Source organism: Paenibacillus sp. S33, assembly GCF_053615415.1.
In genome coordinates, this window is sequence record NZ_JBSIEZ010000001.1 from 3,933,090 (window position 1) to 3,953,721 (window position 20,632).

18 protein-coding genes are annotated in these 20,632 nt (G+C 39.1%); 6 read left to right on the top strand and 12 right to left on the bottom strand.

Annotation, left to right across the window (positions count from 1 at the left end; translation table 11 throughout):
- Positions 1-171: 171 nt before the first annotated feature.
- The 4 genes from ACWGXJ_RS17935 to ACWGXJ_RS17950 form a co-directional block, all read right to left on the bottom strand.
- Positions 172-1,515 carry a TldD/PmbA family protein gene (locus ACWGXJ_RS17935; protein WP_452567306.1) on the bottom strand — a complete coding sequence of 448 codons (1,344 nt, stop codon included), beginning with the start codon at positions 1,513-1,515 and terminating at the stop codon, positions 172-174.
- Between the two features lie 3 nt (positions 1,516-1,518).
- A complete protein-coding gene (locus ACWGXJ_RS17940) occupies positions 1,519-2,913 on the bottom strand; it encodes a TldD/PmbA family protein (protein ID WP_452567307.1) in 1,395 nt (464 codons plus the stop codon).
- A 686-nt stretch (positions 2,914-3,599) separates the two neighbouring features.
- The gene (locus ACWGXJ_RS17945; RefSeq protein WP_452567308.1) at positions 3,600-3,845 is read right to left on the bottom strand and encodes a hypothetical protein; all 246 of its coding nucleotides are present in this window, start codon (positions 3,843-3,845) and stop codon (positions 3,600-3,602) included.
- Between the two features lie 440 nt (positions 3,846-4,285).
- The gene (locus tag ACWGXJ_RS17950) at positions 4,286-5,158 is read right to left on the bottom strand and encodes an AraC family transcriptional regulator (RefSeq protein ID WP_452567309.1); all 873 of its coding nucleotides are present in this window, start codon (positions 5,156-5,158) and stop codon (positions 4,286-4,288) included.
- A 468-nt stretch (positions 5,159-5,626) separates the two neighbouring features.
- Between ACWGXJ_RS17950 and ACWGXJ_RS17955 the strand changes: the two genes are divergently transcribed.
- The 6 genes from ACWGXJ_RS17955 to ACWGXJ_RS17980 all read left to right on the top strand — a co-directional run bounded on the left by ACWGXJ_RS17955 (position 5,627) and on the right by ACWGXJ_RS17980 (position 12,805).
- Positions 5,627-8,659: an EndoU domain-containing protein gene (locus ACWGXJ_RS17955; RefSeq protein WP_452567310.1), complete on the top strand. Its 3,033-nt coding sequence runs from the start codon at positions 5,627-5,629 to the stop codon at positions 8,657-8,659.
- Between the two features lie 13 nt (positions 8,660-8,672).
- Positions 8,673-9,098 carry a hypothetical protein gene (locus ACWGXJ_RS17960; RefSeq protein ID WP_272638696.1) on the top strand — a complete coding sequence of 142 codons (426 nt, stop codon included), beginning with the start codon at positions 8,673-8,675 and terminating at the stop codon, positions 9,096-9,098.
- 971 nt (positions 9,099-10,069) lie between these two features.
- Positions 10,070-10,861 (top strand): hypothetical protein, encoded by a 792-nt coding sequence (locus ACWGXJ_RS17965; protein WP_452567311.1) that lies wholly within the window; start codon positions 10,070-10,072, stop codon positions 10,859-10,861.
- Between the two features lie 316 nt (positions 10,862-11,177).
- Entirely contained in the window at positions 11,178-11,510 is a 333-nt protein-coding gene (locus ACWGXJ_RS17970; protein ID WP_452567312.1) for an Imm8 family immunity protein, read from the top strand.
- A 261-nt stretch (positions 11,511-11,771) separates the two neighbouring features.
- Positions 11,772-12,131, top strand: a complete 360-nt coding sequence (locus ACWGXJ_RS17975; protein WP_013311396.1) for a putative zinc-binding protein — start codon at positions 11,772-11,774, stop codon at positions 12,129-12,131.
- Between the two features lie 209 nt (positions 12,132-12,340).
- Positions 12,341-12,805 (top strand): SMI1/KNR4 family protein, encoded by a 465-nt coding sequence (locus ACWGXJ_RS17980; protein ID WP_452567313.1) that lies wholly within the window; start codon positions 12,341-12,343, stop codon positions 12,803-12,805.
- A gap of 303 nt (positions 12,806-13,108) precedes the next feature.
- Here the strand turns inward: ACWGXJ_RS17980 and ACWGXJ_RS17985 are convergent, their stop codons facing one another.
- The 8 genes from ACWGXJ_RS17985 to ACWGXJ_RS18020 form a co-directional block, all read right to left on the bottom strand.
- On the bottom strand, positions 13,109-14,041 hold the full coding sequence (locus ACWGXJ_RS17985) for a M23 family metallopeptidase (protein ID WP_452567314.1): 933 nt from the start codon (positions 14,039-14,041) through the stop codon (positions 13,109-13,111).
- On the bottom strand, positions 14,042-15,166 hold the full coding sequence (locus ACWGXJ_RS17990; protein ID WP_452567315.1) for a serine hydrolase: 1,125 nt from the start codon (positions 15,164-15,166) through the stop codon (positions 14,042-14,044).
- Between the two features lie 10 nt (positions 15,167-15,176).
- On the bottom strand, positions 15,177-15,965 hold the full coding sequence (locus tag ACWGXJ_RS17995) for a DCC1-like thiol-disulfide oxidoreductase family protein (protein ID WP_419538102.1): 789 nt from the start codon (positions 15,963-15,965) through the stop codon (positions 15,177-15,179).
- A gap of 544 nt (positions 15,966-16,509) precedes the next feature.
- Complete coding sequence (locus tag ACWGXJ_RS18000; protein ID WP_061828761.1) at positions 16,510-17,193, bottom strand: DUF5819 family protein; 684 nt, start codon at positions 17,191-17,193, stop codon at positions 16,510-16,512.
- A gap of 75 nt (positions 17,194-17,268) precedes the next feature.
- Positions 17,269-17,586, bottom strand: a complete 318-nt coding sequence (locus ACWGXJ_RS18005; RefSeq protein WP_039273018.1) for a hypothetical protein — start codon at positions 17,584-17,586, stop codon at positions 17,269-17,271.
- A 583-nt stretch (positions 17,587-18,169) separates the two neighbouring features.
- Positions 18,170-18,694: a VOC family protein gene (locus ACWGXJ_RS18010; protein WP_061828760.1), complete on the bottom strand. Its 525-nt coding sequence runs from the start codon at positions 18,692-18,694 to the stop codon at positions 18,170-18,172.
- 51 nt (positions 18,695-18,745) lie between these two features.
- On the bottom strand, positions 18,746-19,372 hold the full coding sequence (locus tag ACWGXJ_RS18015; protein ID WP_061828759.1) for a type 1 glutamine amidotransferase family protein: 627 nt from the start codon (positions 19,370-19,372) through the stop codon (positions 18,746-18,748).
- Between the two features lie 113 nt (positions 19,373-19,485).
- Positions 19,486-20,448 (bottom strand): helix-turn-helix transcriptional regulator, encoded by a 963-nt coding sequence (locus tag ACWGXJ_RS18020; RefSeq protein WP_061828758.1) that lies wholly within the window; start codon positions 20,446-20,448, stop codon positions 19,486-19,488.
- Positions 20,449-20,632 lie beyond the last annotated feature (184 nt).

The window sequence follows — 20,632 nt, forward strand, 5'->3', positions numbered from 1 at the left end:
ATATTATTGTCTATAATACCCTGTCGCGGTGCTGTAACCAAGCCTTTTTTTCATATTTCAAAGACTTTCTCCTACTTTACCATACCTCGATGCATCAGGCATCTGTGATCGCTAAGCATTATAACGTCAGGAACAGCCCGTGAGTCTGAAAAAAGAAGGCCGCTCCAGTCATTAGGAACCTGAAATCGAGAGTGCAGCCAGCTTGAGCGAAGGCGATGTGCAGCTTCCCGTAAAACGTAAATCGTTGCCAACTTCCTCTACCTGCTGCAGCACATCAAAGAAGTTGCCCGATACGGTGATCTGATTGACCGCTCTGATCACTTGTCCCTGCTCAATCCAGTATCCCAGACAAGCCAGCGAAAAGTTACCGGACGCCGTATTCGTACCTGCATGCAGCCCTTGCAGCTCTACGATCATCAACCCGCGAACCGTCTTGCGAATCATGTCCTCCAACGTAGACGTGCCTGGTTCCACATACAGATTATGATACGACACACCGATTTTACCGTTATAGCTGCCCTTGGAAGCATTAGAGGTACTTTCCACCCCAGCCTTGCGGGCTGTCTTGCGATTATGGAAATACGTCCGTAGTTCCCCGTCCTTGATGATCTCATTACGATGCGTTGCGCTGCCTTCGGCATCAAACGTACTGCCTGCGGGAACGTTCTCCATCAGCGGATCATCAATTAGCGTAATACGCTCGCTTGCCACCTTTTGCCCCAATTTCCCAGCTAATCGGGAAAAGCCTTTATCCACCGATTCCGCTGAAAATACCGACGTATACGCAGCCAGCAATTGCGCTGCTGCATCATGACGGAAAATGACTGGATAGTTATCCGATTGGATCGTGTGCGCACCCAGCTTGGAAACAGCCTCTTTTACGGCTTTATGCGCCACATTCGCGATATCAATTTCCTCCACACTCCGCAGCGAATAATCATGCCAGCCCCCAGTTACCGTCTCGTCATGGTCTGCTGCAATCACATACACATAAGCGCTCGCTAGACTTTTGCGACGATGGCAGTGTAGTCCTTTTGTATTCATTATCAGAACCTCATTTTCACGAATGCTGACCGAGCAATGCCGAGCCATCACAATCCGTGGATCTGCGGCAAGCGCTGTGCGCTCCATTTCTAGCGCCGCTTCGATCAGAATCTCAGGAGCCGTGTCAGCCAACGCTGAGGCATAGGCAGGCTGCTCAGGGTAGCTCTCAGAGCCTGCGAACAGCTCATCCTGTTCCTCGCTCTCCAATATGTCCGCATTGCTGCGTGCTTCTTCCAATAAAAAGTCGATCACGTCCGGTTCCAGCTTCTCTGTAGAGGCATAGCCCATTTTCCCGTTAATGACACCCCGGAAGGAAAGCCCACCGTTTTCAACGATGGTATATTGGTCAATTTCTCCCTTCAGTACCTTCACCGAGGTAGAACGTCCATTTACATAGTAGATTTCCATATCCGCGTAGCCGATTTCCCGGCCTTTTGTGAACAACGCTTCCTGAAATTGCTGAATATTCATCGCCTATTCCCCCTTCCGTCCGCCGACGGTCATTTCGGACACTCGTATCGTCGGCTGTCCGCAGTTAACCGGAAGACTTCCGCTGACCGAGCCGCACATCCCCTGACCATGATCCAGATTGTTGCCGACCATATCAATATTTTGTAGGGTTTCAATCCCTTTGCCGATCAATGTTGCGCCTTTGACCGGCTCGGCAATTTTGCCGTTGCGAATCATGTACGCCTCTTCGACCGCAAAATTAAACTCGCTCGTCGAGGTGTTCACCGAACCACCACCCAGCGATTTGGCATAGATTCCGTACTCCGTATTGGCAATGATCTCTTCACGGGTAGACTCACCATTCGCAATAAATGTATTGTTCATACGGGACGCAGGCGCGAATTTATAGGACTGTCTTCGTCCTGACCCTGTCGCAGGCACACCCATCTGGCGCGAGCCCATGCGGTCGATCAGATATCCTTTTAAAATGCCGTTTTCGATCAGTACGTTGCGCTGTGTCGGCGCTCCTTCATCATCAATATTGAGCGAACCCCACGCGTTCTGAATCGTTCCATCATCTATAGCCGTGACAAGCGGCGAAGCAACCTGCTGCCCGATCTTATTCGCAAACACGGAGGTTCCATGGGCCACCGCCGTAGATTCCAGCCCGTGTCCACACGCCTCGTGAAAAAGAACGCCGCCGAAGCCGTTCTCAATTACGACCGGCAGTCTGCCACTAGGCGCATATCCCGCTTTGACCATCGTGGTCGCAATACGAGCGGCGTGTCTGGCATTCTCTTCGATATTCAGATTCTCCAGGAATTCAGTCCCTGCATACGCGCCCGGCCCACGGAACCCGGATTGTCTATGCTCTCCATCGGTCGCAATCGCGCTTATTCTCATGCGTGTATACGTACGGGTATCCTCCACCAGCAGCCCGTTGCTATTGGCGATCAATACGTTCTGGATCGAGTTACTAATCCCAACAGAGGTTTGCGTAATGGAAGGATCGTATTGGCTTGCCGCCTCATGCGCCCGTCTCATCATGTCGATCTTGGCTCGTTTCTGTGAAGCGTCAGGAATGATCGCAATCGGATGTTGGTTAGGGATAGCATGAGGATGGAGTGTAATGGTGTGTGTACCTGGCGCTCCACCTCCGCGAATGGCCTTAGCGGCCGATTTGGCCAGTCGAATCAGGCTCTGGTCGCTCATATCACTGGTGTAGGCATACACCGAGAAATGCTCCTTCATGATCCGAATGCCAATCCCAAAATCCCGGCCTGACAGCGCCGTATCCACGACGCCCCCAGTCATGCCCAGTTGTCCATTGGTCCGGTCCTCGACGAACACCTCTGCAAAATCCCCGCCCGTCTCCAGCGCGGCTTGCAGCATATTCTGAATCTGTGTTAGATGTATCATCACGTTCCTCCTCGTTTTTGCCATGTTTCTTATTGTACAGTTAAACGTTCAAGATAATATGCGGGTTCATGTTCATTTCCCATAACTTTACTATACATGATGTTGGGAGTGGGTGTAACTATCTGGGTGGCAAGTGGTTTGGAGGAGGTGAAGATTTATGCGCGGGGATGAAGGGATTGAAATGAGAAAACCTGATCAGACCTCGAAAGGTCATGTCAGGTTAGCTTGAGTTGCTTGATTACTGGTTGGATTGAGCAAGTACGTGCATGTAAGGACGCTACATAGACGGATCATTCTTCCGATCGCTGTTGCCCCCATATTTTTTGGATTATATTTTAACGGTAAAAATCCGGTGACGGTTATTGCTTACGAAGCAGCTTTCCTACGGAAAGCTCAGGCTGTCGAGAAACCCCCTGTTTTTTTGCAGGGGGTTTAAAACTGTCTTAGTGGTCTAAGAACTAGGGTCCTCAGATCGTTTTAAATCGATTTTTGTTTTAAAAGATGCGTCTCCCCATATAAAAATAGAAGTGTCGAAAAGTCCTCTGGACTTTCTCGACACTCTGCAGCTTTCCTACGGAAAGCTTTCAGCCGAACGCTCCGCTTCTTCAGAACGATTCCGTCTCCTCCGCTGCTATGCTTGGGTTTGCTTCATTTTGTTCGCCAAAATACTTTTTTTCAAACGAACTTTAAACAATTCCCTGCGAAGGTCCAGTTCCATGATATGAAGATGGTCGGCCGCTTCTTTGACGGTTTCCATTTGCAGTACGCTTGCCTTTTGAGAAATAATAGCTAGAGCATCCCAAATGAGTGCATGTTTTAAGTCTCTCTATGTGTTCGTCTTCTTGCTGCACCAAGTTCTCGTATTCTTCAGCAGTATTTTCAGATGAGTTTGTATGTTCCATGCTCTTTAGTATCTTAGGTTGGGTATCCAAGTTACCATCTCCTTTTTATTCAAAGTGTAGCAAAGGATGATAACGGATGTGGTACGTGGATACGTAGCAATGAGAGAATAATAGATAAGATTATTAGAACAATTTAGTATGCAAGATAAAATAAGACTCTTTGACATTCCAAGATAAGGATTATTTCAAACTTAGAAGCTATAAAAGTTACAACTAAATGAATAAATATTATTTCAATCCCTTAAACCTCGCACTGTTCTTCAGTCTGTCGCTACATTATATTTTCAATTACATAAGTATCATTTCTATTCAAAAATCATTAGTCCCGTAAAATAGATTATCAGATCTTTCACGCCAAATGGCTGTACCTTAAAAGAAATACCTTCTTCACAAAATAAGCTTCAATTATAATAATTGAAAAAAGAGCTGTCGAAACAGCTCAACGGATACTTAAAATCACACGCATTATTTTACTTTTTCATGATTGGTATCCATATTTCACTTTTGAAAGTCGGTGAGGTTATATCTTTACTCTCATTCCATAGGATTTCCGGGCCTTCTATTTGTTCATAGTTTGAGGATGGGAACCATTCGGAATAAATACGTCCCCACACATCTTGTAGCGCATCAGGAAATGATCCGATTGCTTCGAATACTGCCCACGTTGAGGCAGCAACTTTAAGTTGTGTTAGGTTATCCGGACACTCCTTTGTTGTTGCAACGCCAATATAGTGATCAAGCTCCCCTTTTTCCTCCATTCTACCTTCAGAAAAGTTCGTGGACGCACTAAGCAACCCCATAGGCTCGACATTAGAAATTCTTTTAAGATTATTGATCGTTTCACCATCTAAACTTTCCCACATCGCAGCAATCTCTGGATTGACTCCGTTGAAAATAATGGGAACTCTTTTTTGGATACCAACGATGCAAAATGCCCCTTTTTCTTCAATTCGATAGTTCATTTCACTTCCCCCTTTAATGGATAACTGGAAGGTCATTCGTGGATATGCTTTAAGTGAACGGCCATTAATTCTGGCTTCAGACGGCGTTAATCCATGTAAATTTTGAAAAGCTCTTGTAAAAGAATCTGGTGAATTGTACCCGTATTTAATCGCGATATCAATAACCTTTACATTGCTATCTTTAAGCTCAAATGCTGCAAGAGTGAGGCGTCTGCGGCGGATGTATTCTGATAACGTAACACCTGCAAGAAAAGAAAACATCTTTTTAAAATGAAATTCAGAGCAGTAAGCCAACCTTGCTACCTCTTTAAAGTCAATATCATTAGTCAGGTTTTCTTCAATATACCTTATTGCTTCATTCATGCTCTTAAGCAAATCCACTATATGACCTCCTTCATCAATAGAATAACAGTAGTTGAATGTATCCATCCGACAATTCCTGCACAATATTGTAGGGTCTATTCTTATTCATAAGTTTAGTACACAAACTTATATAACATAACTAATTAAGTGAGAATATCTTTAATAATCAATGCCCTTTCAATAAAAGATCCACCTCACCGTATTTATTGTAATTAATATATGTTCCATCAATAAAGATTTTCATTATTCGGTATAACCAATGGGTCATTCTGTAAACTAAATCTCTCTCTCAACCGATAAATACATATGCTGGGTTGTTTATTAAATATCACCTCTCGTCCCTTTATAACGTACAAACCTTGTAATACATATCTATCTTGACTGACAGATACACCCATCTGCTGCTTCTATAATCAGAAGCAATTGCAAAATGACGTGCTTCACTTGGAAATACCCATCACATATAGAAAGGAGTTATGAACTCACTTGAGCGTATTATTAGATGGGATTGGATATGAAAGCCTACGCTTTTATGGTCCCTTTCAGCCACTACACATTGAACAACTTCAAATAACACGCGCCATTAACGATCATGCCTATTTACATATCAGTGGCATGCTCTCCGAGGAACAGGGAGCCGCATGCATCGGACAAAATATGGAGCAAGAACCGATTGTGATTCGTCAGTTGGATGATCAGGGACAATCGCTGAGAAGGCTGTTCCATGGGATTGTCACGCGTATATCCGTACATTGTGTGCGAGGCGTGTATACGTTTGAACTAGAGGCCGCTTCCCATTCGTACCAGATGGATATTAAGAATAAAAGGCGATCCTATCAAGATATTCACCGTACTTATGATGATCTGGTCACTTTAATGGTTCGAAAATATCAGTACGGAGATGCCATTGATACGGTAAGCAACCATGCCAAACTGGAGACATTTGTTTTACAATATGAGGAGACCGATTGGGCGTTTTTAAAACGTCTCGCTTCTCGCTTTGGTTCCGTACTTGTGCCAGAGGTAACCGCAGCCTCGCCCAAGGTTTTCTTCGGGATGCCAGAAGGGAAGCAGCATAAGGTGGAACGAGATGTATTTTATCGTGTTCGAAAAACGTTTCATGAGCTGGATGCGGAAAAGCCCGGAGAACGTGCTGGCTCGTATGTCACCTATATGATCGAAAGCCTGCAATTTTATGCACTAGGCGACCTCATCACGTTACCTATTGGACAAGGCAAAGAGCTGGTCGTGGTTCGAGCAGTGACAACCTTAGCAGATGGCTTACTGCGTACCCGTTACGATCTTCAAGCCGAACAAGGTATCCGCTATGCGCGGTATGAAAACGATCAGGCTACTGGAATTTCGCTGACAGGAACGGTGCTCAAGGTACAACAGGATTTTGTACAGCTTCAACTGGACATTGACCCGAAGCAAGATCCTGCCAAAGCGTGCTGGTTTCCGGTGTCCACCCGTTATGTCGCCGAAGAACATAGTGGCTGGTACGATATGCCTGAAATCGGGGAACAGGTGGAACTGTATCTGCCTACACACCGCGAACAAGATGCCTATGTCACGGATTCATTGCGACAACAACGCCACGCGAATGGTCAGCCGAATATGAAGGTATGGCAACATGTGCAAGGTAGCGGCGTAGAAATGTCTAAGCATGAGCTGACTCTATCCACCTCCGGTGAATTTTCCATTACACTGCATGAAGGTAACGGCATTACGATCAACAGTCCGGGGAATGTGCAGATTCAGGGTGGTCACGTGAAGTTCGATGCTGGCGAGGAACTATCACTCGAAGCTGGCACGGCGCTATACTTAAAAGGTGGGGCCAGCAGCATGGTACTGGATGGTGAGACGGATACCAAAGCTCCAGTGATATATCAGGAAGGTACGGTGAAAGCTCCTGTTTTCGTGGCTGACCTCCCTCCTGTGCCTGAGCCACCATTGATGAGCATCAAAGCATACGAGGCGGCGCAAGCCCCATCAGCAGCTAAGACATCATCAAGCAGCACTCCCACCGCCAAAGTAACAAGTCCGGCTGCACTTCAACAGGCCAACTCTTTGTTGGGTACGGTGTCCAAGCTATTAGGTTCCATTCCAGTGATGAAAAAAGTGGCTGGCGTTGTTGCGGGAGCTTTAGGTGGGCCTGCGACGGGTCTCATTCTGAAAGCAACCGCAATGATCCCCGTTCGGAGCAAAGGAACTCCTACGATTGGAGCCGGTAAGGGGAACGGCATTCATCCGTTGAAACACTTGGCTGGTCTAGCACTCCAAGGATTGATTAATCAATACGAGCATGATCAAGCGAGACAAGCCTACTATAGCAAGTGGATTTTAGGGAAAGTATTTACGAGTGCACGTCATATAGCACATTCTGGTGGCCCATTAGAACTGGTTCAAAACCTGCTGAAAGAGTCAAATGCCATGGCTCAAGGGTATCAGCAGATTCCTATAGATCTGAGACAACGCTGGAGAGCCAATTATGACAGCTACATGGCAGCTGAAAAAGCCAAAGTATCCTATAATTTTGATGAGTATGATAAAGAATTTATGGGTACTATGTGGGTCCTCAGTAAAAATGGAGTTACCGATCAGAAAGCTGCACAAGCTTCTCTTGCCTATAATGAAGCTATTAAAAATGGAGAAATCAAATTACATCACGAACCAGAAAATGTGGATATTTTCTTAGAACAAATTAAGGCAGCTAGAGAAGGAAAGAACTATTGGACAGGAGAAGAAATACCAGAATGGCAAGCAAATGCAATTATAATCAGTAGCGTATTTTCTGAATTTCAGATGGTTGGAAGTTTATACGGTGCTAAATTTGGTAGGAATATAAAGATACCTTCTAAATCAATTAAAGCTCCAAAAGTTAATGTTGAAACACCGGGGACAGGAGTAATTAAAGTATCTCCGGCTGACCAAATAAAAGAGCGAGTATTACAAAACATCGCCCAGAGCAAGGCCACAAGGGAAGCATCCAAGTTTAAAGAATATGCAAATAAAGAAAAGCTTACCTTTGATGATATTAAGAAACGACAGGCTCTAGAGGGGCAGGGTAAAGCTAGTGAATCTTACTTATCACCAGAGATGGAGCAAAAAATATTAGGGGGAGAGAGAATACCAGGTAAAAATGGAATTAGAGGGGGTCATTCGCCTAATGTGGTAAATGATGCAAATTCTAATTATGCAGTAGAAGTTCTCAGGGAAAATCCAGATAGATCTAAATTTGTTCAATTTTATCATCAGTTTCCAGATGGAACTCTCGCAAAGCTTAAAAAAAGCACAGTATTTCCTGATTCATGGAGTGATGAGAAAATTATAGGCTCTATAAAAAAAATTAGCGATACGCCTGCAGTTGGAAGTCGTACTTCAGATGGAGTAACTACAACTTTGCATAGCGGTACTGTAGATGGTGTTGAAATAGATGTTATTAAAGAAGGCAAAAACATTACTGCTGGATATCCAGTGGGAGGTAAACCAACGCCAGGATTTGAACCAATAAATTAGTGGAGGAAAATTTATGAAATATGAGGAATTTGACAAATTAATAACTGAAATGTCTGGAGAGAATGCTTCAGATGATTATTGGTATGATGTTGGAGTAAATGATGCGATGACCTTGATGGAAAAATTTTCCGAAGCAGATTGGGAATTGCTTGAAAAAAATATAATGGAAAAGTCGTTAGAGTGGCAAAAAAGAGTAGTATATTGCTTTGAAGAAGAAAATGATGCAAGAGAAATTAATATAATATTATCACTTATCGAAACAACAGACAAAGAACTATTTGAAATGTGTATTGATTCTTTAAGATTTTTAATTAATGATAATAATAAAGATTGTATAATAAATAACCATGAACTTATAGAGAAATTGAGAAAAATGGAATTAATTGATAATATGTCAGGTAGAATATGTAGAGAGTTTCTTAATAAATTACAACTATGAATTAGTACACACTAATCATCCGGTTAAAACTGCAGATGATTTTTCAATGGAATGGTTTGAACAAATTCAAGCAGAAAAAAGTTTTTAGAGTAAATTCGAATACTTACCAACAAACTAAACACTAACTGATTCAAGCACTCGATAAACTTACAAAAGCTCATTCCAACTTTTTTTATTAGTAGGGATGAGCTTTTATTCCACACAAAACAGTAACTTGCCATCCCTCCCCATCAGAGTTTACATACAGAGACTCAAACGACTAAGGGAGGGAAATTCACTATGAAGGGCGTTTATTTATCAATAATAATCTAGATGAATATCAAACCAGGTATATCACTAAAGAAAATCTGAAGCTACAGAATTATCCTTATTTAGAAGAAGTTTTTTAAAGGTAGCGGATATAAAAGGTAATTCGTATACTTTTTATACAATATAACATTTCAATGGGAATCAGCTGCCCGTGTTGTGAATTCTGTTTTATCCGCCGCTATTTGCTAACAATATAAACTACAAGGGACGGCTGTTAAAAAGCCCCCCATTGCCAAGTAAGTCATTTATTCATCCAAAAGCAGACTAGACTTAACCCGTGTAATACCCGTATTAAGATGTTGTCATTCTGTTTGTATGCACAACATTGCTTGAGTTTTGTATCCTAAATAACGTTTTTCCATTAGGTCGAACGGGTCGATTATGGTCAGATACTACCATGATTGACTTGTTTTTTTACTTTCATCTTGGCCCTAAAGCTGGTGAGAACATTAGAGGATTGAGGGTTGAAGGTAAAGGGGGAAAGACGAGAGATTCCCAATGACGGCAGCTATTTAACTACAGATAGTGAAAACGATGAGGAGGAATGAGCCTTTTTTCCACACAAAAAAATAATTTTTCATCCCTCCCTATCATTAGCCGACCAAAAGAATAAATTAAAAAACTAAGATGACTTTTAATCTAAGCCTGAGAGGAAGAAATATGTGGTTAAAAAAATTATACAGCTAATAACATACCCTACTTTAGATGAAGATGATCGTGTTATAGTAGCTGCTCTGAAGTTATTAAAAAATGATTGTAATTTAGAAGAATTAGTAGCTGACTACTTTGCTCAACTTGTTAGTATGATTCCTCTGGTTAAAGAACAGAGTACAAAGGCACTTTTAATCGAAACAATTGTGGAATCTCCAGAATTCGTTAGCGACGATACGATACTGGACGAATATGTGAAACTTATATCAGAAGGTGCAACAAACGTTCAGGAAGCTGCAAGATGTTTAGGTGCATTTACCGCCTCCGGCTCTACAAACAATCAGATATTCTTACAATTGGCCAATAAATTAAATAATACATTTGCCGTTGAAATACTAGTTTCAATGGGACGTTCTAATTGGGGAGAAATCCCTCATTACCTAGAATCATTTGCTCAAGAGGTTCAAAAAGCACAAAGGATAAGATATCGTTCAGGAATAATTGCAGCCTTTTTATTAATTGTTCATCCTCTATGTTCAGAATATGCTCATATCAGTTCGTTATCTTTTGGATATCCATTTACTGAAGCAGCTGTGAATGATTGGGCGTGGGTAACTCCAAAAAATATAGAAAATATAGTACAAAAGAAAATAGTAACTTCAAAAGAAGCTGACGTATTGGTGAAATTAGGGGGCTTATTACGAAATAATATGGACTTGAATTCAAATGAAATTGCAAAGCTCTACACCGAGTTTTTTGAAGATAAGAACCCATTTGATGTTATTTACACTTTACCAAAATAAAAAACATAACGTTCAAGAAGTCGCGCGAGAGTTGTTTGGTATCGGACTTAGTTTTCTCTAGGGAAATTGAAAAAACATCCTCGCTTCAATTGATTGGATCATCTTAAACTGATAAAGTTCATATCCTATAACTATGCAAGAAATCGTAGAACACGCCCCTATCTTTCCACTAAAACAATGACTTGAGATCCCTCCCCATCTAAAGGCGTTTGACTTGAAAAAGAAAATGTTCGAAGAATACAACGCTAGGGAAAGATGGGCATCAAAGCAGATAAGTAACGTTCATATTGATATTGTTCAATAGGAGGATAATTAAATGCTTATAATAAAGGCTTTAACAAAGATGTATGAGGATTGGGGTGAAGATATAGACGACTTCTATATTACTTATAATGTTGATATCGGGCCCAGTGAAATAAATGGAGCATCAGACATGTTTTCATTTGAACTAATAAGTCCTAAAAGGTTAGCTAGGATGACAGGTCAAGGTGATATTATTATCGGGCATGGTCATTTTATAGCACGGGACTTTAATGAAAATATACTTGAAGCAACATTAAACCGTATCATTAATAAATGCGTAGATGATGATATGAATAAGGCATACAAAAACCTATCTGCATATTTTCGTCGGGAGATGGACGAATAATTAACGATATCCCTGGAAATCAGATTTATATTTAGATAGGGCTAATTCTCTATTAGAAAAATTAAGTTAAAAAGGGGGATCTAGCTGATTTATATACACACAGTCAGCCCTATAACAGATTTCACAAAAATATTGTTGTGATCACGATCACGGTTTAAACTGTAAATTTAAGTTAAAATACAAACAATTTTAAATTTTATTTCATCTAAAACCAAAGATACTGTGATGGATCACAAAGAAAAAACAAGGAAGTGTACAAAGATGAAAAGAACAGATTTACCTCTTGTCTATTCATGTTCTGGATGTTCCTCCGCAGCACAAACCGCTAACATGATCGCTATACAAATGGATCGAGAAAAAGTCGCTGAAATGTCCTGCATTGCTGGTGTTGGTGGTGATGTCAAACCACTTGTCAGAACAGCAAAATCGGGACGTGACATCATTGCAATTGACGGCTGTCCCTTATCCTGTTGCAAGAGTTGCTTAGCAAGGCATGAAGTTCAACCCAAACACCATTTCCTGCTGTCCGACTTTGACGTACCCAAAATAATAGGAGAAGATCCTAACCCCGATCATTATAGGAATGCTTACACACAAATCTTAGAACAAATTGGACAATAATTCTTAATCAAAATTAAGGTGTGTATCGAAAGATGCTCATCCTTATTTTAACTCCTTAAAGGTGTTGGGACAGTATACAGTAAAAGTATAGCTGGCTCTTATTATGTAACAATATCGTAAATTAGTTTTTACTGGTGGCTCCTAACACATCTTTAAGGGCCACCAGTATTATTTTTATACAGCAAAACATTTTTTAATAAGGAAATAATTTGGAATATTTAAATGAGTTAGTCTCACAATTTAAAATTAATAAAATTCATATGCGTCCTTGCACATACGAAGATTTAATTAATGTGGGAAAAAAGATTAGCAATCAAAAATTACCTATGGCTTATATTGAATTTCTAGAAGCAATGGGAAACGGCACTGATCATACTTTTTTGCGTGGTGAATCATGTTTTATGGATGAATTGTTAGAGTTAAATGAATGGGGAACAGAATTGTTAGAGGAAAACATTGGACCTCTAAAACTTACTTTAAACGATTTTGTATTTTGGATGAGCCAAGGTTGTATGTTTTGCTTCTTTAAATTAGATGAAGGGGAAAATCCACCTATCTACTTTTACTCAGAAAGTAAAAAGAAAGATGGATTTTATAAGATTACAGATACTTTTACTGAATTTTTGCAACGTAAGTATATAAAAGACAAGTATATATTTCAAAAAAAAGAATAAGAAGAGATATAGAATAGAAAAATATTCGGAGACAGCACATTATCCTTAATTACCATTTTACGTGAATTCAGAAACTTACAACCGACCGAATAGATAAACTACTGTTCAAAACTTTCTGTGCTATTCATTAAAATATTGCTCCTCAAGCCCTTATGTACCAGACTTAAAGAGCAATTAGTTTGTTAACCATTCCCAAGCAATCAAGTATTATTTCTTAATGTCAACTTGTAATGTTCCTTGATCACGACACTGAAAACCAGATAAACAAATTCTCAAACCGACTTTCTAGGTAGGTATTCATTTTTATCGAAAAATAAGTGTTTGATTAAATAGCAAATCATTTCTCTTTAAGTAATTACCATTAAAAGTAATAGGGACCGAAGTTCTATTGAAGTAATCTCTCATATTGTCATGTTTTATAGCATGAACATGAAGATGCGGCTCACTACTGTAACCTGAGTTCCCTACTTTCGCAATTTCTTGTCCAACCTTGACAAAATCATTTTTCTTGACTAATAGACTATTTTTCTTCAAGTGTAACAACAGAATATTATATCCTTTGTGTTTGATGATAATCATATTTGTAGTACTACGACCCAGGGAGTTTGGGACATTATCTTCTACTCCATCCACAACTTCGATAATTCTACCCTCAACCGGACTATATACTGAATCATTATAAATGGGATAGGATTTTAAAGATTCAGGATTATCAAATATTCCTTTTCTTGAACCTAACGGGGTGAGCTTAGTTATATCCACCGCATATTTCAGAGTACGATGCGAAAAGTGATAGTTCATAGATGAACTCATTCCACCATTCACTACCTCGTAAGTCCCTCCTTTCAAGGGGAACGCTAAATCGACTGCATCTTCGTGTTTAGGAGTGGATGTAATGTATGAAATACTAAATAAAATACATATAAAAACTTGATATATTGCTAATAAACCATAAAGATAAAGGAATATTCGTGTTTTTCTATTTAAGCCATTAAATTTAAAAGAGCGTAAAGTAACCATTTGACGGAATAAGGAACATCCAAACAATACAATGCAAACCGGACGTAAATAATAGCTAATTTCTGTCCAATCATTTATAAATAAAATCATGAACGTATATGCACTTGTAAACAAAGCGTGTATATACCACGAAATACGATTTTTAAATGGAAAGTAAGCCATGATCCAGTAAAGTATAAGCGGAATCAGCAGCATTTTTACAAAATAAAAAAACATTCAATTTCTTCCCTTATCATATGATAATTTGCTTCTTACCTCTTCTTGAAATGCAGTATCCGTTAATAATTTGTAAAAAAACAAATCCATCTTCTGCTTGAGCCAAATATGATCCACCCCAGAATCATCTTGAATAAACATGGCTAGTTGAATGTCATTTCCTTCTCGATCCGTACAATATAAAGCCTCTGTTAGAACAGAAATGGTAGATCCACCTTTGTTTCCGAACTCTATTAACTTGGAGTTATCCACTTGTCGCTGAATTAGCATTTTTAGATATGGATTTATAGTAGAAGGAACCAACTCCTCCTTGTGTATGAGCTTCATGAGATAAGCATATTCTTTAGTCGTTGAACGAGGAAGCTTGCGCGATTCCAGCACTTGAAGCTTTCGTACATAATTCTGCCTGGTGTTCCATTTCTGAATACATTCTATCCCCTGATCACGATTTAAAATCTGATGAATTTCAATAGATTTTTTCATATATTCCTCGTAGCTCATCTCACTTATCTTTTGTATCGACTCTTTAAAGCCTATGTTTTCGGTCTCTTGGATATAAGGAGACATGAATCCCGCAGATGAAAAAGGAAAGATTTTATCATGAGAAGAAAGTGAGAGCTTCATAATATTCTCATTTATCTTATCCAAACCCATTTTCGCCATTAGAAATTCTGTATTGGCATTGGAACTATATGCTAACATACCATGAGTAATATCCAATAACGTAATTTTACCTTGAACCTCTTTATGGTTTGCGCGAATGGATTTGATCCAGTTATGATGAGCGTTACCATCGGAACCAGGAATATAAAACTTATTTAATTCCTCTAAAGGAACAAGTTCCTGCTCGTCTAATATTTTCGCCACAACTTGGCGAGCAAATTCGATAGCAATGATCACTTTGGCCGTGCTGGCAAGCGGCATTTTAACTTCTGAGTTATAGCTGATTTTCTCCATACCATTTTTGATCATAAACAAAGATGCTTTACTCGGATTTTCCTTTAAAAAGCTCAGAACATCCATTTCTGTTTTCTTATTATTTTGGCGCTTCGCAATGAACAAAAACAGGATACATATGAGAACAAATATTAAAATTATAGCTACTATCCATAAAATTATTTTCATGCTTTGCTCCTTAATGGACACGCTTAGGGTAAAGTTCACATAAATCATCACAGTTCCCCACAGGGATCACTTTTCTTTTAGAAGCTATATAATCATACAAATAACCGCCTATACCCATTTTTTTGAAAATAATTATAAAGGGAACCGCCCACCAAAGATACGGTATTCTTGTACAAATTTGTGCAATAGAGTCAATTCCGCGTTGTATTTTATTGGGATCATTCAGTGAGAAACTATGCATTCGCCTTTCTAATTCATTAACATCTAATTTGTATGCTTGAACCAATGAAGAATTCCGAAAACTAACAAGCCGTAGCATTCTAAAATAATCTAGCTTATACAAATTGTCTTTTATATTTGTACAGACAGGGCACCAACCATCATAGAAAACCAGAATTTGTTTGTCTTGAAAACTTACATATCCTAATCTTCTTGTTTTTCTTCGAATTGTAATTGATATTTTCCGGAAACTGATCTTTGAAAAATGGTATAACTTTTTATATTCTCGATCCGTAAACAACAATAATTCCATAACAATCATAATTAGTGAAAATGTCAGTAAGCCCATACCTATACCGATTCCTACATGAAACAATATCATAGCAATAACTACAAACGGTTTAAGGCCTTTATTAATTACAGCAAAAGGAAAAGCTATTTTAACAATTATAGATAAATAAGTGAATAAAATGGTGAGCCCAACATAATGGTTAACCATATAATCCAAAATAGGTCTGCTAAACTCTCTCACCTGAGAGATATAATAGAGTGCCGTTCCGTTTTGCCACATTTCCCCCATAAGCTGGTACATTCCTGAGAAGAAATAAACAATACACAGTTGTATAATACAAAAAAGTACTGCAAAATTGTGAATTATTATGGATAACTTATAGAGTAAAGAGTCTTTCGAGTCTTTTCCACGTGAGTTGTTCGTTTTGGAATCCAAAGAGAAATAGGCAGTGTTATTGGTGAACAACAGAAAAAACATATTCACTATAAGTAAGTTGTCTCCTCCGTCACTTATATGAAAAGAACGAACATACAGTGAATAAAAAAATAGATAGGTCAGAATTGAAAAAAGGCGGCCTTTGTAACCAATTAAATAAAAAATAGTAACCACAATTCCTAAATGATAGATAAAGTCAAAAAATAAAGCTGATGAATTCAAATTATATAAAGACCATGTTAATGACTTGTACCCAGCAGAATATATATTAATTCCAGATTCGTGCCAAAAAAAATATCTTTGTTTATAATGGATAAAATAATTGAAAAGTAATATCAACCCGATACATATCCGAAGGATACTTGTGCCAATAAGAAAGCGTTCATTCATAAAAAAATTACGGTAATTCAACAACATCCTTTACAACTCCTTTCCAACCATATACGACATTATCTTCTTTCACTTTAAAATGAAGATCATCTCGCTTTGAATATGGAATTGCATCCGATATTGAAGTCATAAACTGGACATCGGTTATTTCATGTTTCAAAAACTCTCTTTTCGCAAACGCAGAAGCATAGCGGTATATGATTTGTTCAACTTGATCCGAATCCTTTTCTAAAGAAGCATTTATTTCTTTGGCGACATTATCTTTTTTAGATATTTTCTCCATTAATTTATATGTTAGATCATCTTTTCCTCCTATATATAATTGATGTATGTATCCACTTCCAATTCTGAGCATCCTATTATAAGGTGAAAATACTGTCGTCTCATTCGTCCTGATCATAGGTTCAGTAACATCATACCAATTGCTTATAACAGTTGTGTTACTGCCCTCCCCCTTATACTTCACACGTACATATAATTTTAGATTTTGAGTCATAGGCTGGGGAGCAAATAGATGCCAGTTTTGTTGAAAAAACCGTCCAACATAGTTATCAGTTACTGATTTCAATGAAACAGAGACCGGGTTAAGCGGTCCAGCGTGAAGAAAAATAAAGAAGAAATGAACCATCAAGAACAACGATAAAGAGAATAACGTAGCATTTAAAATACACGTTTCGCTTCTTTTTTTCATTTAAGCAATCACCTCTTTTTAATAACATCAGGGAGAGAGAAATATAAAAATCTGATCCTCTCCCTGATATTTAAGCTATTTATCAAAAATTACATCTGCATTCTCTACATCACTACTAGAAACACCTGTACCTAATAGACTTCCTAAGCGGGTCGCTTCTCTCAAAGCATCCTTGTTAGCATCCCAAGCTGATTTACCAACTTGCCATGCTTTACGAGCAAGGGATGTTATTGCTTGAGGCTCAACAGCAGCACCATTTGCATGCGCGCTAATTAAAGGAGAAGAATTTCCAGAGGAAACGTCATAATCAGAAGCGTAAGAAGCGCTTAAACTTACAGTAGAGAAGGCTGTGATGGCTAGAGCCAGACTAAGTATTGTTAATTTTTTCTTCATAGATAATTCCTCCTAAGATGGTTAGTAACAAAATAATTTTTAATCTCTTAGTTTTATAACTTTTTTATATGACTATTATTGAATATAATTACTTAATATATCACTCCCTTCCATATTTTATATCTTATTTTCCCTTGCCAAAAATCATAAACATAAATTTTTAGTAATTAAAATTAAAAATTATTTCGGATTATATCTTATTCCAGCAGGTGCCGCGCTTCATTTTATAAACCATCGAAAGAAGAAAACAATAACTTGCCATTCCTCCCTCTATCAGAGTTACCATGCATGCACACACTCATACCACAGGAGGAGTAATGTATCCTGTCAAATTGGCTAGATTGTTTCAAGAAGAATTACGCCAGCGATTTTGTAAACAACATGATTAAAACGTAGCAGAATGTCTACAAGCTCCATCAAACTCTATGCCTTAAATATTTCATGTCTACATTTTTCAAATGATTAAAAATAAAAACCCGCTCAATGAGCGGGTTCCAGTATAGAGGCGAGGGGATATATTCAAGCTTTCCTTAACATCTCTCAGCAAACCGTCACTCTTAATATTTTTAAAAAGTGATTGCCTTTATTCTCCACTAAAGCTGTTGGCCCATTCAGCAACCCTACGACTACTTTCTTCTTCTGACAAATCCTCAATCCTGGTCATAATAGACCATCTTACTCCACAAGGATCCAATATACTTCCGAATCGATCACCTGAAACAAAGTTTGTAACTGGTTCCCTTACTTTTGCTCCTCTTGCTACCGCATTTTCAAATACCTGATCAACATTCAACACGTAAATTCCGAAAGAATAACACGCATTGTCTTCATCTGGCGGCAAGACCAATTTATATGCCGGATTCGCTGCTCCCAGCTGCAAAAAACCATTTCCAAAATCTAATTCCGCATGAACAATTATTTTATTGCCATTCTCATCAGGATATTCAGTAATATCCTTAACCCTTGCATTGAAAACCGTTTTATAGAACTCTATTGCTTCCGAAGGATTCTTCACTGTAATAAAAGGGGTAATAGATGTAAAGCCGTTGGGCATTCCATTCTTTGTATATTTACCTGACACTCCCACATATTCTCTGCTTTCAGTCATTTATACTCCTCCTTTAAATGATCGTAACAGTTCAATTTTATGCTTATACCTTCATTGGATTGAATCCATCAACTCATAGTAATATTTGGATGCACGAGTCTTATTTAGACTATACCAGGCTTCTAATGTTTTAGAAGAAAATACACCCAGAGCTTTCAAGACGTGTACGGAAAATTCCAACGGAGCTGTTCCAGATGCAGTGATCAGTTTTCCATCCGTTACAGCAGACTCCACTTTGTAATACTTTTCGCCCGTGTAGGTGGGACAGATCATTTTAAGGTATTCCAGATCATTGCTTGTATGCCAACGTGAATTCAGCAATCCTGCCTGGGCAAGTCCCATGGTAGCACCACAAATCGCTGCAACCCATATCCCCTCCTCTAAACACCTCTCAGCGATTTTTAAGATGGGTTGGTGAATTGTTTCTGTCCATGTATCTCCACCGGGTAAAATCAATATATCCGTACTCTCAATGCTGCACTCATCCAGTTTAATATCAGGCAGGATTTTCAATCCGCCCATTGTAGTTACAGGAGTCTTTTCCATTCCCACGGTAACTATTTTGGATGGGACCAGCCCCTTTTTATAATATCTTCCCGAGTTCAGTTCGGCAGTTAAGTAACCGATCTCCCAGTCTGCCATTGTGTCAAACACATAAAGATATACTGTATTATTCATTTGCAAGTTCTCCTTATTTTATAATTTATCAAGTGATACCAATCATCCTTCGGTAATCAATGATTATCATCATTATAAAAAAGCTTCACTGACATCTGCTGTCAGTGAAGCTATTAAAGTTGATAGTATTCCATTAACTCCGACGCAACAGCAACAAGCTTTTTCTTCAAACTCTGTGGTTCGATGACTTGAATGGACTTCCCGTAGGGTAGGAGTAAATAAGGGACATATGTATGAAGTGATTTTTCCTCAAGCAAAAAGATGGCTTGATTGGATGTCCGCTCTTTCAGATGATGCCCCAAAAACCAATGCAGACATAAGTCATCCAATGCCTCTGGCCTGCCTTCGATCATTAAAGAAATTAAACCGTCCTTGCCTACTAAATCAGGTAACAGATTGTGCATAAAAAATTCACGGGCCGAAAAAGCTTCGGAACGCTTAAATAGGGTTGGAGTACGCTTGATTTGTAGAATCCGATCTGCCCGAAAGCTACGGATCTCATTTCTTAGGTGACAAAATGCAACAGTGTACCATTTGTTGTTCCAGTAAACCATTCCATAGGGGTCTATCACCCTATTCTTGGGTTGTTCTTCATGGCTTGTGCGATAATCCATTTCTACAGAGAATTCGTTGGCTACAGCTTGCTCCAATTCCGCCAATATCGGCTGAAGAGAAGGGTCTCCCATGCGGTTAATCACTTCAAATCCGGCTAAATGACGGCTAAGTATACTTTCCTGCTCTTGATTCGAATACATTTTCAATTTTGATGTCGCATTGCCTAATGCCTCACTCAAAGGGTATCCAGCCTCTTTTGCAAAAATAGCAGCATGAAGGAGTGCCTTTTTTTCCTCCATATCAAATAGTAGAGGCGCTCTGATAAAATTATTCAGCAAGCTATACCCGCCATTATGACCTGGGTCGGATATTATAGGCACTCCACTGGCACATAGTGCATCAATATAACGATAAACTGTCCTTATATTTATTTCTAACTTTTCGGATATTTGTTTTGCAGTCATTTTTACGCCCGAATTCAGCATCCATAGAATGGCCAGCATATTATCGTTTTTTGGCATAATATGAACCCTCATCTCTCATTAAAGTTCAATCTTTTATAAATATCTTTTTTATACTCTCTCTTACTACCTATTATATGCTTTTTTCTACTCAAAACTCCCCTCCGGTATCTCCTGCTTCCAGAAATACACATTGTAAATACCGCTTCTAATGGTTCATTCTGTAAACTAAATCTCTCTTTTA

What these genes read in the sequence shown, in the direction of transcription:
- ACWGXJ_RS17935 (WP_452567306.1), bottom strand. Translation starts at nt 1,515, where the DNA reads ATGAATATTCAGCAATTTCAGGAAGCGTTGTTCACAAAAGGCCGGGAA.
- ACWGXJ_RS17940 (WP_452567307.1), bottom strand. Translation starts at nt 2,913, where the DNA reads ATGATACATCTAACACAGATTCAGAATATGCTGCAAGCCGCGCTGGAG.
- ACWGXJ_RS17960 (WP_272638696.1), top strand. Translation starts at nt 8,673, where the DNA reads ATGAAATATGAGGAATTTGACAAATTAATAACTGAAATGTCTGGAGAG.
- ACWGXJ_RS17970 (WP_452567312.1), top strand. Translation starts at nt 11,178, where the DNA reads ATGCTTATAATAAAGGCTTTAACAAAGATGTATGAGGATTGGGGTGAA.
- ACWGXJ_RS17975 (WP_013311396.1), top strand. Translation starts at nt 11,772, where the DNA reads ATGAAAAGAACAGATTTACCTCTTGTCTATTCATGTTCTGGATGTTCC.
- ACWGXJ_RS17985 (WP_452567314.1), bottom strand. Translation starts at nt 14,041, where the DNA reads ATGTTTTTTTATTTTGTAAAAATGCTGCTGATTCCGCTTATACTTTAC.
- ACWGXJ_RS17990 (WP_452567315.1), bottom strand. Translation starts at nt 15,166, where the DNA reads ATGAAAATAATTTTATGGATAGTAGCTATAATTTTAATATTTGTTCTC.
- ACWGXJ_RS17995 (WP_419538102.1), bottom strand. Translation starts at nt 15,965, where the DNA reads ATGGGGGAAATGTGGCAAAACGGAACGGCACTCTATTATATCTCTCAG.
- ACWGXJ_RS18000 (WP_061828761.1), bottom strand. Translation starts at nt 17,193, where the DNA reads ATGAAAAAAAGAAGCGAAACGTGTATTTTAAATGCTACGTTATTCTCT.
- ACWGXJ_RS18005 (WP_039273018.1), bottom strand. Translation starts at nt 17,586, where the DNA reads ATGAAGAAAAAATTAACAATACTTAGTCTGGCTCTAGCCATCACAGCC.
- ACWGXJ_RS18010 (WP_061828760.1), bottom strand. Translation starts at nt 18,694, where the DNA reads ATGACTGAAAGCAGAGAATATGTGGGAGTGTCAGGTAAATATACAAAG.
- ACWGXJ_RS18015 (WP_061828759.1), bottom strand. Translation starts at nt 19,372, where the DNA reads ATGAATAATACAGTATATCTTTATGTGTTTGACACAATGGCAGACTGG.
- ACWGXJ_RS18020 (WP_061828758.1), bottom strand. Translation starts at nt 20,448, where the DNA reads ATGCCAAAAAACGATAATATGCTGGCCATTCTATGGATGCTGAATTCG.